Source organism: Microbulbifer mixtoriginis (SeqCode), assembly GCF_052468275.1.
On sequence record NZ_CP174341.1, the window covers coordinates 1022804 to 1036761 of the forward strand.

Annotated in this window: 16 protein-coding genes; 7 read left to right on the plus strand and 9 right to left on the minus strand. The window is 47.6% G+C overall.

The window, feature by feature from the left end:
* Positions 1-113: 113 nt before the first annotated feature.
* A complete protein-coding gene (locus tag ACJJIC_RS04605) occupies positions 114-575 on the minus strand; it encodes a DUF6326 family protein (RefSeq protein ID WP_444910707.1) in 462 nt (153 codons plus the stop codon).
* A 545-nt stretch (positions 576-1120) separates the two neighbouring features.
* Between ACJJIC_RS04605 and ACJJIC_RS04610 the strand changes: the two genes are divergently transcribed.
* The gene (locus ACJJIC_RS04610) at positions 1121-1501 is read left to right on the plus strand and encodes a VOC family protein (protein ID WP_252083651.1); all 381 of its coding nucleotides are present in this window, start codon (positions 1121-1123) and stop codon (positions 1499-1501) included.
* A gap of 108 nt (positions 1502-1609) precedes the next feature.
* Here ACJJIC_RS04610 and ACJJIC_RS04615 read toward each other — a convergent pair whose 3' ends face one another.
* From ACJJIC_RS04615 to serA, 6 genes are all read right to left on the minus strand, one after another.
* Positions 1610-2059 carry a cupin domain-containing protein gene (locus ACJJIC_RS04615; protein ID WP_252083650.1) on the minus strand — a complete coding sequence of 150 codons (450 nt, stop codon included), beginning with the start codon at positions 2057-2059 and terminating at the stop codon, positions 1610-1612.
* A 25-nt stretch (positions 2060-2084) separates the two neighbouring features.
* Complete coding sequence (locus tag ACJJIC_RS04620; protein WP_444910706.1) at positions 2085-3236, minus strand: MBL fold metallo-hydrolase; 1152 nt, start codon at positions 3234-3236, stop codon at positions 2085-2087.
* Positions 3237-3379: 143 nt separating this feature from the next.
* Entirely contained in the window at positions 3380-4162 is a 783-nt protein-coding gene (locus tag ACJJIC_RS04625; RefSeq protein ID WP_252083648.1) for a LytR/AlgR family response regulator transcription factor, read from the minus strand.
* Positions 4159-5235, minus strand: a complete 1077-nt coding sequence (locus ACJJIC_RS04630) for a sensor histidine kinase (protein ID WP_445356530.1) — start codon at positions 5233-5235, stop codon at positions 4159-4161. Before ACJJIC_RS04630 ends, ACJJIC_RS04625 begins: the two co-directional genes overlap by 4 nt.
* 62 nt (positions 5236-5297) lie before the next feature.
* A complete protein-coding gene (rarD, locus tag ACJJIC_RS04635) occupies positions 5298-6206 on the minus strand; it encodes an EamA family transporter RarD (protein ID WP_444883034.1) in 909 nt (302 codons plus the stop codon).
* 204 nt (positions 6207-6410) lie between these two features.
* Positions 6411-7658: a phosphoglycerate dehydrogenase gene (gene serA, locus ACJJIC_RS04640; RefSeq protein ID WP_444887428.1), complete on the minus strand. Its 1248-nt coding sequence runs from the start codon at positions 7656-7658 to the stop codon at positions 6411-6413.
* Positions 7659-7808: 150 nt separating this feature from the next.
* Between serA and ACJJIC_RS04645 the strand changes: the two genes are divergently transcribed.
* The 6 genes from ACJJIC_RS04645 to ACJJIC_RS04670 all read left to right on the plus strand — a co-directional run bounded on the left by ACJJIC_RS04645 (position 7809) and on the right by ACJJIC_RS04670 (position 12618).
* Positions 7809-8471 (plus strand): fumarylacetoacetate hydrolase family protein, encoded by a 663-nt coding sequence (locus tag ACJJIC_RS04645; RefSeq protein ID WP_445356531.1) that lies wholly within the window; start codon positions 7809-7811, stop codon positions 8469-8471.
* Positions 8472-8611: 140 nt separating this feature from the next.
* Positions 8612-10120 carry an aldehyde dehydrogenase gene (locus ACJJIC_RS04650; RefSeq protein WP_444910703.1) on the plus strand — a complete coding sequence of 503 codons (1509 nt, stop codon included), beginning with the start codon at positions 8612-8614 and terminating at the stop codon, positions 10118-10120.
* A gap of 239 nt (positions 10121-10359) precedes the next feature.
* Entirely contained in the window at positions 10360-10758 is a 399-nt protein-coding gene (locus ACJJIC_RS04655) for a biotin/lipoyl attachment domain-containing protein (RefSeq protein ID WP_252083642.1), read from the plus strand.
* Positions 10759-10827: 69 nt separating this feature from the next.
* Positions 10828-11142 (plus strand): putative signal transducing protein, encoded by a 315-nt coding sequence (locus ACJJIC_RS04660; RefSeq protein ID WP_252083641.1) that lies wholly within the window; start codon positions 10828-10830, stop codon positions 11140-11142.
* Positions 11143-11306: 164 nt separating this feature from the next.
* The gene (locus tag ACJJIC_RS04665) at positions 11307-11693 is read left to right on the plus strand and encodes a SpoIIAA family protein (RefSeq protein ID WP_444899614.1); all 387 of its coding nucleotides are present in this window, start codon (positions 11307-11309) and stop codon (positions 11691-11693) included.
* Positions 11694-11856: 163 nt separating this feature from the next.
* On the plus strand, positions 11857-12618 hold the full coding sequence (locus ACJJIC_RS04670; RefSeq protein WP_444887426.1) for a TerC family protein: 762 nt from the start codon (positions 11857-11859) through the stop codon (positions 12616-12618).
* A 78-nt stretch (positions 12619-12696) separates the two neighbouring features.
* Here ACJJIC_RS04670 and ACJJIC_RS04675 read toward each other — a convergent pair whose 3' ends face one another.
* Positions 12697-13152, minus strand: a complete 456-nt coding sequence (locus ACJJIC_RS04675) for a phosphate-starvation-inducible PsiE family protein (RefSeq protein WP_444883029.1) — start codon at positions 13150-13152, stop codon at positions 12697-12699.
* A gap of 76 nt (positions 13153-13228) precedes the next feature.
* Positions 13229-13825 (minus strand): esterase/lipase family protein, encoded by a 597-nt coding sequence (locus tag ACJJIC_RS04680; protein ID WP_252083637.1) that lies wholly within the window; start codon positions 13823-13825, stop codon positions 13229-13231.
* Positions 13826-13958: the final 133 nt, after the last annotated feature.

The window sequence follows — 13958 nt, forward strand, 5'->3', positions numbered from 1 at the left end:
GCGATTGTATGAAGGTTCTGCCTACTTGACCTGGATCGATGTGTCCAGGTCAAGCATGTTGAAATCAAGGTATGAAAAGTTTGAGGTGGAATTATATTTTCTATCTTGCGTTCTTATTGATTATTCTGCTTATTATAATGTTCTTCTTTAGGCCACTGCCAAGCCAGCCAAATAATTACTAACTTAAGAGTGATTTCAATAAAGCCTAGATAAAAATAGAAGTACCATGATGACATGAGCATTGTGGCACCCAAGAATATAATAAATATTGTGGCAACAATTATATTAAGCCATTGGCAAATCTTCGGCTTTAGCATTAAGGTTAGTGCAACCATAATGCATGGTATTGATACTATTATCGCCACTGAAAGCAGTGAACCTTGAGTAACTGCACCGAATGGGCCAAATCCCTCTATAATTCTCTCAATTTTTCCTATCTTGAACAGTCCAAAGAAATCTCCATAAATATAACAAAATAATACTGATGCCCACAAAGCCGATATTTTAATTTTCACATTTACATAAGGTTCAGATAAACTGACTGTGGTTTTTCGTGTTTCTTTTTTGTTACTCATGATGTCCTCTAGACTTTATGTACGACTGCTTCTTTACTTGAGTTGGTTTCAATTCTTGGCATACTTTATTTGAGTCATTTTGTTTTCCTAAAAAACGTTATTTGAGTCCTATACATAGAGCATTATCATGCAATAAGGATATTATTAGATGGTGCCATTAACATTGTGTTTTCAGATTAGCCCACATATTCTTCGTCTTCGCTTGCCCTATATGATTTCATGTTGCCTATAACAGCTGATATCGACTTTTCCCCTCTAGCATTTAATCTAAACTTCATCTTCTGATAGTTGATTAATATTTATCCTCTATGCCTCCTTTTGTTCGAGAGTTTATGTTTAGGCTATTAGTGTTGCTATCTGGAGATTGACGGAATGCTGAATGAGAGCGTTGAATGGCAGTATGCAGCGATAAAGTGTTGACCAATTTTTAGTCGGGGTAGATGATAGTCATACTGGAGAAGACGTGGAGTAAGAGGAACTCAGTTATTACTACCTAGATAACCTTACAGGTTGTCTTGTCATTTACTATTGAACAGGAGGGTGTAATGTTTAGTCATATCATGGTTGGTGCTAATGATGTTCAGCGGTCTAAAGCATTTTATGATGCTGTTTTAGGTGCTCTGGGGTATGAGCCAGGTGTTATTGATGAAAAAGGTCGCTGCTTTTACTTCACTAAAACCGGTGTCTTTGCTATTTCCAAGCCTATTGATGGGGAAGTAGCTTCTCATGCCAATGGCGGTACTATAGGTTTTAGTGCAAAGAGTACTGAAGAAGCTGATGCTTGGCATCAAGCAGGTCTTGCTAATGGCGGGGTTGCTTGTGAAGATCCTCCTGGAATACGTGAGGGTGTAGCTGGCAAATTGTATATTGCCTATTTGCGTGATCCTGCAGGAAATAAAATTTGTGCCTTACATCGGGTGGGGTAAAGTTTCTGATTTGATAGAATCGCCAGCCTTAAGTGTGCTGGCGATTCTTGGTGCGCTAACGAGACAGGCTAATGTGAGTAGCCATTAAATTTTATTTTTTATGTTGCCTTAATTTATTTTTTCTTCTGGATTTTTGAAAATGGTTGTTGGTTCCCCTTCAGGGCCAGAGTAGAAAAGAATGATAGTTACTGGTTCACTACCATCGTTGCGACCATAATGCCATTTATTGGTGACCTCAATAAAAGCTTTTCCCTCTCCGAGAGTTAGTGTTTCTTTTTGTCCAGGAAGAACAATAGTCAACGTGCCTTTCTCAATATACACACCGTTTAAAACAGGATGTTTGTGTACTGGCATTTGCTTTCCTGGGGGGATTTTTACGCGAACAATAGTTAGCTCTTGTTGACCCGGTTTCATTTCAGGGAGTTTATGCCCCTCCCAGTCTTTGCTTGAAGCCACTAATTTTTCGAACGTTACACCACCAATATCTGCCTCTCCCTTAGCACTTAAGGGAAGTGTTAGGCAAGCAGATACAAGAATCATAGTTTGAAGAGACTTCATAAGGAGTTTCCATATGATTTTCAGGTTAGAGTTTAGAGCCGCTATTTTCTGTTGATTGCTTATGTTGTATGTCTTGCTTAATTGTGGGTTTTTTACTTGCTTTATTGTTCTTGCTGTCTGATGGATACTCCACCCTACATTGTCCGCGTCCACTATCTTCAAGTGTTATTTTATCTAAGTCATCCATTACTCTGATAGGGCCCGTGTAATAGTTGCTCATGCCGGCAATAAATTCCTTTTTATCGGCTTCCGTTACCGGGGGTGGAATAAGATGAGTCAAAGCTACAGATTTTACTCCAGCTTTAGTTGCCATTTTGGCAATATCCAGGGTGTTAGAGTGATAATGAATGATTTGATCCGCTTTTTTATAGCGAAGTCGTGCCCTGCGATTGTTCCCCGTTTGCTTGAGTTTACTAATGTATTGAGCATAGCTGAGGGCTTCAGAAATTAATAAATCCGCGTCACGTTCAATATTTTCCAGGCCATCGAATACATGGGTATCTCCGGTGATAATCACTTTACAGGGACCGAAACGTATCTCATAGCCAAATGCTGGAAATACGGGTTCATGATGTACGGCAAAGACAGAAACCGTAGTGTTTCCATGGTGCCAGACTTCCTGAATAACTTCCGATTGATCTCCGGCAATGTTTATTAGGTGTGGAGTGGCAACAGCTAAAACGGGATCGAGTATCCCTTGTCTATTTGCTGATCTAAAGAGAATATCGGGTCCAAAACTCTTCCTGATCCCCTCCATAATGTTGAAAATACCGTAGGGCCCATAAACGTTGATCGGTTTGCTGGCGCCTACAAACCAAGATTCATTAATCACCATTGCCAGACCCCCAAAATGATCGGAGTGCCAGTGAGTAATAAATATAGGGTCCACTTGAGCCAAGTTAAGATCCAGCTGGCCGATACGCGCTGTCGTACCTTCACCCGCATCAACTAGGAATAATTTTCCACTACTGCGTATTGCTACACAGGCAGGGTGGCGCAGCCATTGATAGGCCGGGTCCGGGGTTCCGGTGCCACAGAAGTAAACATGCATCTTGCCATCGTCTTCCACATAGGGAGGATAGTGACGAAGGGATTCAGGTTGTTTGGCTGTCGAATGAGAAGACAGAATTGAGAAGAGTAGAATGGCCAGGAAAAGTTTGGTGAAAACTTTCTGCATTTTTTTGCCAATCGTTGATCTTGGAGATAAACCAAGAGTAAGCCCGGATCTATAAAACTTCCATTTTGTTCATCCCTAGACTTCAGATCTTATCTTTTTAAGTTCTTTTAATTACCGAGGTATAAAACCAGTCTTTGCTTTGGTTACATTTGCTTAAATAAGTGCATATAGCGTCTGCTGACAGGCAAAACTTCCTGGCAATATTTTAAATGTATTTGAGCTGTATCTCCGTCTCGGATGACATGTTGAATGGCTTTAAAGTTAACGACTACTGAGCGATGTACTTGTACGAAATGTTGTGGGTCCAGCTGGGCAGAAAGGTCTTTTAGGGGTGTTTTAATCAGTGCTTCAGATGTCTTCCCATGTGATTCACTCCAGGCTATTAGCGTATATTTTTCATCGGAACGTAAATAGTGGATATCCTCTACCGCGATTAAACGCAGGGTGTTTCCAATAGAGGCTTTAATCCAGCGCAAATAATTGCTTGGTTGCGTCTTTTGAAACTGCTCGGTAATTTGTTCCAACGACTGAAGGCTGTTTTTTACTGAGCTTGTCATTTGCAGGCGTTCTTGCAGACGAGACACGGTGTTGGCTAGTCGGTCGTTTTCCACAGGCTTAACCAGATAATCCAGGGCTTCTTGCTGGAAGGCCTTCACGGCATATTGATCGTAGGCGGTAATAAAGACCAAATGGGCGCGGCGGCCAATTTCCTGTGCTGCCTCAACGCCGGAAATACCCGGCATTTGGATATCGAGAAAGCAAATATCCGGCTGGTGGAGTTCAAATAACTCTATGGCTTCTCGGCCATTGCGCGCCTCCGCCACAACTTCCAATTCGGGCCATTGGGCGGCAAGTTTGCGAATAAGGGCTTGACGCAGTAGGGGCTCATCATCGGCGACCAGGGCGGTAGCAGTGCACAGTGTCATAGGTGTTGTTTCCTGGCGATAGGGTAGTGGATTTCTGCGAGTATTCCCCGAGGTTGTAGGGCCGATAATTCCAGCGAAGCCGTTTCCCCAAAAGTAAGGCGTAAACGTTCTCGCAATGTTGAAAGTCCTGTCCCCATTCCGCTGGTTTTACCTTGCATGCCCACCCCGGTATCTTGAACTTTTACCCTGCACATACCTTTATGTAGGAGTACACGTATTTTTATTTCACCGCCGCTTTCGCTGGGATCTATGCCATGGCGAACGGCATTTTCAACAAGGGTCAATAAGGCCAAAGAAGGGCAGGGTAGTGAGTGAACCTCTTCATCGGCATTGATAGAAAAATGCAGGCGATCGGGCATGCGCATTTTCATCAGGGACAGGTAAGCTTTGACCAGGGACAGTTCTTGGCCAAGAGTGCTCTGGCTTGAATCCAACTGTGGAATGGTTGCACGCAGATAGGTGATCAGGCTGTCCAGTAGTGCTGGTGCCTGTGGAGAGGCGGAATCCACCAACTCGCGCACATTGGCGAGCGTATTAAAAAGGAAGTGTGGCGTTACCTGGGACTGTAACAATCGCAAGCGACTATCCAGTGCCTGCCGCTCCAGTGCGCCCCGCGCACGTTCAAATTGTCTGGCCTGCTCGCGTACTATTTCATCTCGCTGTCGCAATAGGGCGGACATGGCGATCCAGGGGGCAAACAATACACCGGTTACCATAATGGCAAGAAAGCCCAGGTGCTGGTCGTGGTTTTGCCAAAATGAGGGTCCACCTTCTTCTGCTGTGCCCATGTAGACGGTCAGTAAGGCCAAGGGTATGGATAGAGCTACCCCAACAACTTGAAGGGACCAGTGCGGTAATGATTGCGGTAACTTTTGGGGCCAATGTTCCAACAGTCTGTAAGACAGCAGCGCGGCCAGTGCGGAACTGCTGGTGCGCACCAGCAGTTCTGGATAAGTACCTTTCCAGTAAAGTCCTAGGAGCAGGGTCCAAGCCAGTATGGCGATTAGCACCGTAAGTAACTGCTGCCGGCCAAGCGGCAACTTATCGATTGAAAGTCGAGGGGGTTGGTGCATGGCGGTACTTAATCCTTATCCGTAGCCGCCATTTTCACACACTGGGCTGGCGAAGCTTATCCTTAAAGTGAGGCCTTGCCCTGCAAATGGAGTTTGCGTCTTTGCGCCAGGGCATCCATTGAGTAGAGCGCTAGACCCATCCATACAAACATAAAGGTAGTGAGTTTGCCCTCGCTAAATGGCTCACCAAGCATTTGGGTGGCGACCACCAGCATTAGTGAGGGCCCGATGTACTGCAGGAATCCCACCGTGGATAAGTTCAGCCTGCGCGCAGCAATAGTGAATAACAGCAGTGGCACTAGGGTGACGGGGCCGGCCAGTACCAACAGACTGTTTAGTTCCCAGCCGTTGTTCAATAAGTTACTGGTGGGGCTGGCGCTCCAAAGCAGGTAGATCAAGGCTACCGGCAACATATACAGGGTCTCTATGGCCAGCCCGGTAAGGCTTTCCACCGGCGCACGTTTGCGCGCAAGCCCATAGAGGGCGAAAGACCCAGCCAGGAATAGGGCGATGACCGGCACACGGCCGAACTGCCAGAGTTCGTGGACAATACCCATGGCGGCAAGCGCCACCGCCAACCATTGTAGGCGCCGCAATTTTTCTCCTAGGAATAAAACCCCCAGGACAATATTGATTAATGGGTTGATGTAGTAGCCGAGACTACTTTCCAGCAGATGGCCATTGTTAATAGCCCAAATAAATACCAGCCAGTTACCGCCAATCAGTGCGGTAGTAAGGGCCAACACCCGCATTTTCTTGTGGTCGCGCAGAGTGCGGATAAGATCGGGCAATTTGCCCAGCAGTAACATAATCAGCAGCGCCAGCGCGAAGGACCAGATACTGCGGTGGGCGAGGATCTCAGCTGCGGGAATGCCTTGTAGCTGATTAAAGTAAATTGGGGCCAGCCCCCAAATAAGGAAGGCGGCAACGCCGGCGAGAAAGCCGGTAGTGGCGGTATCGTTGTTGCGCAAGGGAACACCTGCTATGGAAAATGCGATGTTGGCTTGGGCCCGGTCACGCGAGAGGGTGCGTGTGGGACTGAACCAACAGAATAGGAACTGCTATTGTAGAAGTGAGCGCCATGGTGGATCAATCCTTTTATCGATCAGCCGAGGGCGCAGAAAGACGGGTGGCAGAGGAGTCGCACACCCGTCCATAGAGGGCTTTCTAGGGAGCTAGAACAACACGCGGCAGCGCAGGGTGCCGGGGATATTCTTCAGTTTTTCCAGCGCCAGGTCCGAGTAAGCCGCATCCACATCAATCACCACATAACCCACTGTCTCGTTAGTCTGCAGGTACTGGGCAGAGATGTTGATGGCATTATCTGAGAACACCTGGTTAATGGCGCTCAATACACCGGGGACATTTTTGTGGATATGCAGCAGGCGGTGGGTACCGGCGTGTCCTGGCAGTGCCACCTCGGGGAAATTCACAGAGCTGGTGGTGGTACCGTTATCGGAGTAGTGCGCCAGTTTTTCCGCCACCTCGGTGCCAATATTTTCCTGGGCCTCCATGGTGGAACCGCCCACGTGGGGAGTCAGCAGGGCGTTGTCGATGCCGCGCAGTGGGGAGAGAAATTCATCGTCATTGCCGCGAGGCTCTACTGGGAATACATCGATAGCGGCACCGGCCAGGTGCTTACTATTGAGGGCTTCTGCCAGGGCTTCAATATTCACCACGGTGCCTCGGGAGGCGTTTAGCAATATGGCGCCGGGCTTCATTTGTGCGATTTCTTCGGCACCCATCATCATTTTGGTAGAGGGCAGCTCGGGTACATGCAGGGAAACGACATCAGACTCGCGCAGTAACTCCTGCAAGGAGCCTACCTGGCTGGCGTTGCCCAACGGCAGCTTGGTGATGACATCATAAAATTTCACCCGCATACCGATGGCCTCAGCCATGACTGATACCTGCGAGCCAATAGCACCGTAACCGATAATCCCCAGGGTTTTACCGCGGGCTTCGAAGGAGCCCACTGCGGATTTGAGCCAGCCACCGCGATGGCACACGGCATTTTTCTCTGGGATACCGCGCAGCATGAAGATGGTCTCGGCGATAATCAGCTCCGCCACGCTGCGGGTATTGGAATAAGGCGCGTTAAATACGGCAACACCGAGCTCAGTGGCCGCTTGCAGGTCCACTTGGTTGGTTCCGATACAGAAACAGCCAACGGCAACCAGTTTTGGGGCATTTTCTAGCACCTTGCGGGTCAGCTGGGTGCGGGAGCGAATACCGATAAAATGGGCATCCGCGATCTTCTCGATCAACTGATCTTCGGGCAGGGAAGTTTTTAGAAACTCTACGTTGGTGTAGCCACGGGAGGCCAACAGATCAATAGCCGACTGGTGTACACCTTCCAGCAGCAGGATGCGAATCTTGTCTTTTTGCAGGGACTTTCTTTGATCGGAATTGTGCGGAGCCATAAACTATCTCTTCACTGAGTGCGGGTAACGCGATGTAAAAAGTGCTTTGCCACTTCTAAGAGGTGCCGAAGTCAGGCGAAGGCGCGATCATAGCACATGCTGGTTATATCGCTTTATTCGAAATTCCTATCCTAACTATCTTATTTATTTATGTACCAACACCAATTTACCTGTGGCAGTGAAGTTCCTTACAAGCTGGGCAAGATTATCTGTGTGGGGCGCAACTATGCCGACCACGCCGCCGAGTTGAATAATCCGGTACCTGAGGAGCCGTTGCTGTTTATCAAACCGGCTACTGCGGCAGTAGAAATGGCCAAACCTATTCACCTGCCCACGGGACGTGGCAGCTGTCACTTCGAGGGTGAGTTGGCACTGCTGATCGGTAAGAAATTGACCGACGCCAATGCGACAGAAGTTCCCCCGGCAATTGCTGGGCTGGGTCTCTCGCTGGATCTCACTTTGCGTGATTTACAGGCACAACTGAAGCAAGCCGGGCACCCCTGGGAAAAGGCCAAGGGCTTTGATAATTCCTGCCCCCTTTCTTCTTTCGTCAAATTGGACTGGTTGCCGGATTGGGACAAGCTTAGTTATTCGCTGTGGCTAAACGGCGAGCAACGTCAGTGTGGTAAAACTGAGCATATGCTCACCCCGATACTCGATTTGGTGGCCTATATCAGCAGTTACTTTACTCTTGAACCCGGCGACGTGGTGTTGACTGGCACCCCAGCGGGCGTCGGTGAGCTGCATCACGGCGACAAGCTGATGATGCAGTTACAGGATGATTGGTTACAGGTGGAGACTGAGGTCGTGTAATTCTACTTAGGGGCCTGCCTCTTAGGGCCCCTTAATGTACTTGCCAAGCCACAATAAGCCGGATGCCAGCAACCCCTTTGATTTGTGATCACATTTTCGATATAACCTGAAAAAACTAATAGTCTCAGACGAGGTGTGCCATGAAAGAAGAAAATAATATCCCGCAAAACCTGCAGGAGTGGCAGGCTCTGGCGGCCTCACTCAAGATTGAAGGCCGAGCCTTTATCAATGGCGAGTATGTAGATGCTCTATCTGGGGAAACTCGTGCCACCTATAACCCCGCCAATGGTGAAGAGTTGGCGCAGATCGCCAGCTGCGGTCCACAGGATGCCGATCTGGCAGTCAATGTGGCACGCGAGACTTTTGAGTCCGGTGTCTGGTCGAAAATGCCGCCGATGCAGCGCAAAAAAATTCTGGTGCGATTTGCCGAAGCGATCGAAGAACACTTAGTGGAAATTGCCCTGTTGGAGAGCCTGGATGCGGGTAAGCCCATTGGCGATACCATGGCCGTGGATGTTCCCGGGGCAGCCACCACTATTCGTTGGAGTGGTGAGGCCATCGACAAGATCTACGATGAAGTTGCTCCTACAGGCCCGGGTGAGCTTGGTCTGGTAACCCGCATGCCGCTGGGGGTGGTGGCGGCAATCGTGCCCTGGAATTTCCCATTGTCCACCACCGCTTGGAAGTTGGGGCCGGCGTTGGCCACTGGCAATAGTGTGATTCTGAAGCCGGCCTCCAATACCCCGCTGACAGCGATTAAATTGGCTGGTTTGGCCAAGAAAGCAGGTCTGCCCGATGGCGTACTGAATGTATTACCGGGACCAGGTAGTAGCTTGGGTAAGGCGCTGGGCCTGCATATGGATATCGACTGCCTCACCTTCACCGGTTCCACCGAAGTAGGCAAGACCCTCACCGAGTATTCCGGTCAGTCAAACTTGAAGCGTACTTTCCTGGAGTTGGGTGGAAAGAGCCCGAATATTGTCTTTGCTGATGCCGACTTGGATAAGGCCGCCGATGCAGCAGCACTGGCCATTTTCTATAACCAGGGGGAAACTTGTACTGCGGGTTCACGCCTGCTGGTAGAAAAGAGCATCGCCGATGAGTTTATTCAAAAGGTAAGCAAGGCTGCTGAGCGCTTTAAGCCCGGCCACCCACAAGATCCCAATACCGCAATGGGTGCGCTGATCGATCGCAGTCAGTTCGATACGGTTGAATTCTATGTGGCCAAGGGCCTGGAGCAGGGCGCGCAACTGGTATGTGGTGGTCAGCCGGTGGATGAGGTGGCCGGTGGCTACTATTACGAGCCTACCGTATTTCGCAATGTGACTGGCGAAATGACCATCGCCCGCGAAGAGATTTTCGGCCCGGTACTGTCGGTGATCGAATTTGAAACAGAGGAGGAGGCGCTCGCCATAGCCAATGATTCCATCTACGGGCTGGCGGCGGGTATCTGGACCAACAACTTGGGCCGCGCCCATCGTATGGCCCGCGATATCTATGCGGGCTCTGTGTGGGTCAATAACTACTTTGGCGGGGATATCACTGTCCCATTTGGTGGCTTTAAACAGTCGGGCAACGGCCGGGATAAGTCCCTGCACGCCTTGGATAAGTACTGTGAATTAAAATCCACCTGGATAGATCTCAGCTAGATTCACTCTTCCTGCATCTTAGTAGCATAAATTTACAAAAGGGCCACAAATAGTGGCTCTTTCTTTGCCTCGCTAGTTTATTTATCACTCCTTTTATTTTCCTGTCACCTAGCTATTCAATCTGGCGTGAATTATTTAGTCAGCTATACCTAAGTTATCGCCTTTTAAAAATGCCTTCGGCGACATGGCCCATAAACTGGGCTGGAGTCTGTGGAAAAACCAGCTTGAGGAGAATTGGCTTGAGAAAAATCTGCCTGTTTGTCGTTATCCTGGCTGTCAGCGGAATAACACCTCTACGGGCAGCGGAGGCCCCCAGGTTTGGAGAAATTGCGGGGCTAGTCAGTGTGGAGCGAATATATGCCCAGGCAATGCGCACCACACAGGTCCACAGTTTGATTGGCAATTGGATGGAAGTATTTGTCCGGCATGGCGATGCGGTGGAAAAGGGGCAACTTTTGGCGGTTTACAAAAGTACTAGGGGGAGGGCTGTGTTGGAATATATTGCCAGTCGTTCCGGGCGGGTACTTATTAATAGCCGGGCAGCACTGAATACCGTAGAAAGTGTTCTGGAAATCATCACGGTCCCCCATGAAGAATATTGTCGACATGTAGATTGCACAGCTGCGACAGAGGAATAGAGCTGATCTATTGGGTTCATCTACTGGTTGTGGGTATTCTGGGGGTTCTGGAGCAGGGCCTCTTACCTCATGAAACTCATTTATACCCATGAAAACCGCCTCCTGGTGGAGCTGGTTAAAAGTCGCCTGGAAGTTGCCGGTATAGCGGTCAAACTGAAAAATGAATTTGCCCAGGGTGCATCTGGAGAGCTGGCCCCGAACCAAGCTTGGGCGGAACTTTGGTTGGAGCGAGACCGAGATTATGAGCGGGCCTGTCAGCTATTACAGGATGCCGAAGCTGAACAGAGAGGCTGGACCTGCCCCAGCTGTGGTGAAGAGAACGGGGCGGCCTTTGACTATTGTTGGCAATGCGGAAAATCACGGCCGGTAGCCTGTGAAGAATAGCTATTTTCATGTGTCCAAATTGTATTCCTTCAAGCAGAAGTAATGTTCTTAGCCTGATAAAAATAAAGCATTAATTTTTGGCGCAACGACTTCTAAGTGTTTATTTAGAGTGTGTATTGAAAGCTAACTTATCCTGTGTAGAAAACGTCAGTTAAGGGTGACCTATGAGCGATCAACCTCACGGTGTTTCTATCGGTTTGGAGCAACAAGGCAATCACTTCTTTTTGACTCTGCGAGCTCGCGGAAAACTGACGCATGAGGATTACCAGACCATGGTACCCATGCTCAACTCTGCTATTGCCGGTGTAGAAAACCCCAAGATTGATTGTCTAATGGATGCCAAGGAGTTACAGGGTTGGGAGCCGCGCGCTGCTTGGGACGATTTAAAGTTAGGGTTATCTCATGGCCGTGAGTTTAATCGGATTGCGGTAATCTCTGAGAAGCGCTGGATGAAAATAGCTAGTAAAGTGGGGAGCTGGTTTATCAGCGGTGAGTATAAGGTATTTGATTCTGAAGATAAGGCCATGATCTGGTTGCGTCAAGGCGAATAGAGTAGCTTAATATGGCCTACTCCCTGACACTCTCTTCTGAACACTGAGTTAGTAGAGAAGTCAGGTGACTACAAAAGATAAAGTTTGGCGCTGACTGTGCCATATTGGCCTCCCCTAGTTACGGGAAGAACATTTCAGAATAATTAATGGATAAGGAATTTTTATGTTCGAGTGGATAGCCAGCCCGGAAGCCTGGGTTGCTCTGGCTACATTGGCAGCGCTGGAAATAGTTCTGGGTATCGATAATATTATTTTTATTTCTATTCTCGTTGGGCGCCTTCCGCCCCATCAGCGCGAACCGGCTCGTTTTATTGGCCTGACCCTTGCTATGGTAATGCGCTTAGCATTATTGTTTTCCATCGTCTGGATTATGGGGCTGGTAGAGCCGCTGTTTAGTATTTTTTCAATGGAGATATCTGGTCGCGATATCATTTTAGTGGGAGGCGGCTTGTTCCTGATCGCTAAAGCCACACATGAAATACACAACAGCTTGGAGGGTGCTGAGACTGATTCGGCCTCACTGGGGACCGCCGGCTTTGGCATGGTGCTTCTGCAAATTGCCATTCTCGACATCGTATTTTCACTCGATTCTGTGATTACTGCCGTAGGTCTGGTGGATGAAATCTCCATTATGGCTGTCGCCATTGTTCTTGCGGTAATGGTTATGCTGGTAGCCGCTAAACCAATAGGTGACTTCGTCGATCGTCATCCCACGGTTAAAATTCTCGCGCTGGCGTTTTTGATTATGGTTGGACTTACCCTGGTGGTAGAAGGTTTTGATGTGCATGTACCCAAGGGGTATATCTATTTTGCCATGGCATTCTCGATGGCAGTGGAGATGCTTAATTTGCGCCTACGTAGTAAGAAAGAGCGCAAAACAAAGCCGGTGCGGTTACATCATGCATTACGTGAGAGTGATAACTAGTATATAAATCCAGTCTTAATTGGGCGAATGGTGAATCAGCACTTCGCCCAATTTAAAGTGACTAATATACTGTAAAAATTAGTAATTACTTCTTTTGTTTTTCAGTATTAGGTAGGTTAATCCTAGTGCTAGAGTTGCAGCTGCCAGCCCGATTAATTCTCCCGCACTGACTTTATCCAGATCCAGAATTATAAACTTACGCGCAAGCGCCAGTATAGCAATTAAGACTACAACGGTAGTTTGAATAATACTCTGCTGCTTGGTTACCACATATTGCAGGGTGTGGCTGAACTCCAGTGCAATCAGTAAGGTAATAATCTCACCGAAAATAGTCTGGAATACTTTGTGATCAAGAGGATCTTTCATGCCGATCAATAGCATGGAGTATACAGAATAGGCAAGACGACTAATGGCGATAATAACAATTACAATAATGATAAAGGTGAGAAGTAGTGCAATAAAGCTTTCGAATTTACGGTAATAATTCTGGATGGCACTTTCTGGCTTGGCGGTCTCTTTATCTGAATTACTCATAGTTAATTGCCTGTGAAAGTAGGCTAGGCATATTAAGCATTTAGAATTTCTTAATGAGGCTATTCATAAAATATATTTACTCCATACCTGTTATGACTTCATTTTTCATCAATGAAATAACTTTAGTACTCATTGGCATTAATCTGTGTAAGATAACCGGAACCTCATAAGATACACCAATTCCCAGCTGGGCACTGCTGTGTGGCATTATGGTGATGTCGTATTTAGTCCAAATTGAGACAGGTTGGGTTTGTTCCAAGAGGTGTATTGACTTGTTTAAAGATTTTAAGAAGTCACTACCCACGCGTAGCTGTTTCCCTCCTTTATATGGCAGAAAATTTGCCCAATAGCTACCATGGTGTGGAGAGGCAATAGAGATAAATTTATGCACCTTATCAATACCGCTCATGGCTTGTAGGTAATAGCGCGCGACAATTCCCCCCATGCTAAATCCTATCAACGTACAAGTCTCCTCTCCCTTAAGTATATTCTCCATCTTTGCCATTAATTGAGCGGATAAATGCTCCATACCGTGCCAACCTGAGTTGTAACGCAAGTGAATGTAATGTGTGTTATAGCCTGCTTCAGAAAGTATACGTTGCATTTTTAACAGAGAGGTACCCCGGTCAAAAATCCCGGGGACTAATAGAACAGTATGGCTTTTGCGGCTCATGCGTGACAGGTATTCAGTTGTTTAGAGTTGGTATGTTTGGGGTAACGCGATTAACTTATTAGTTTCTCGACTGAAGAGTGTAGTTTGCAAGTCAAAGGCGTGGGAATTTGCTTGGTGACACTAATAATGTATT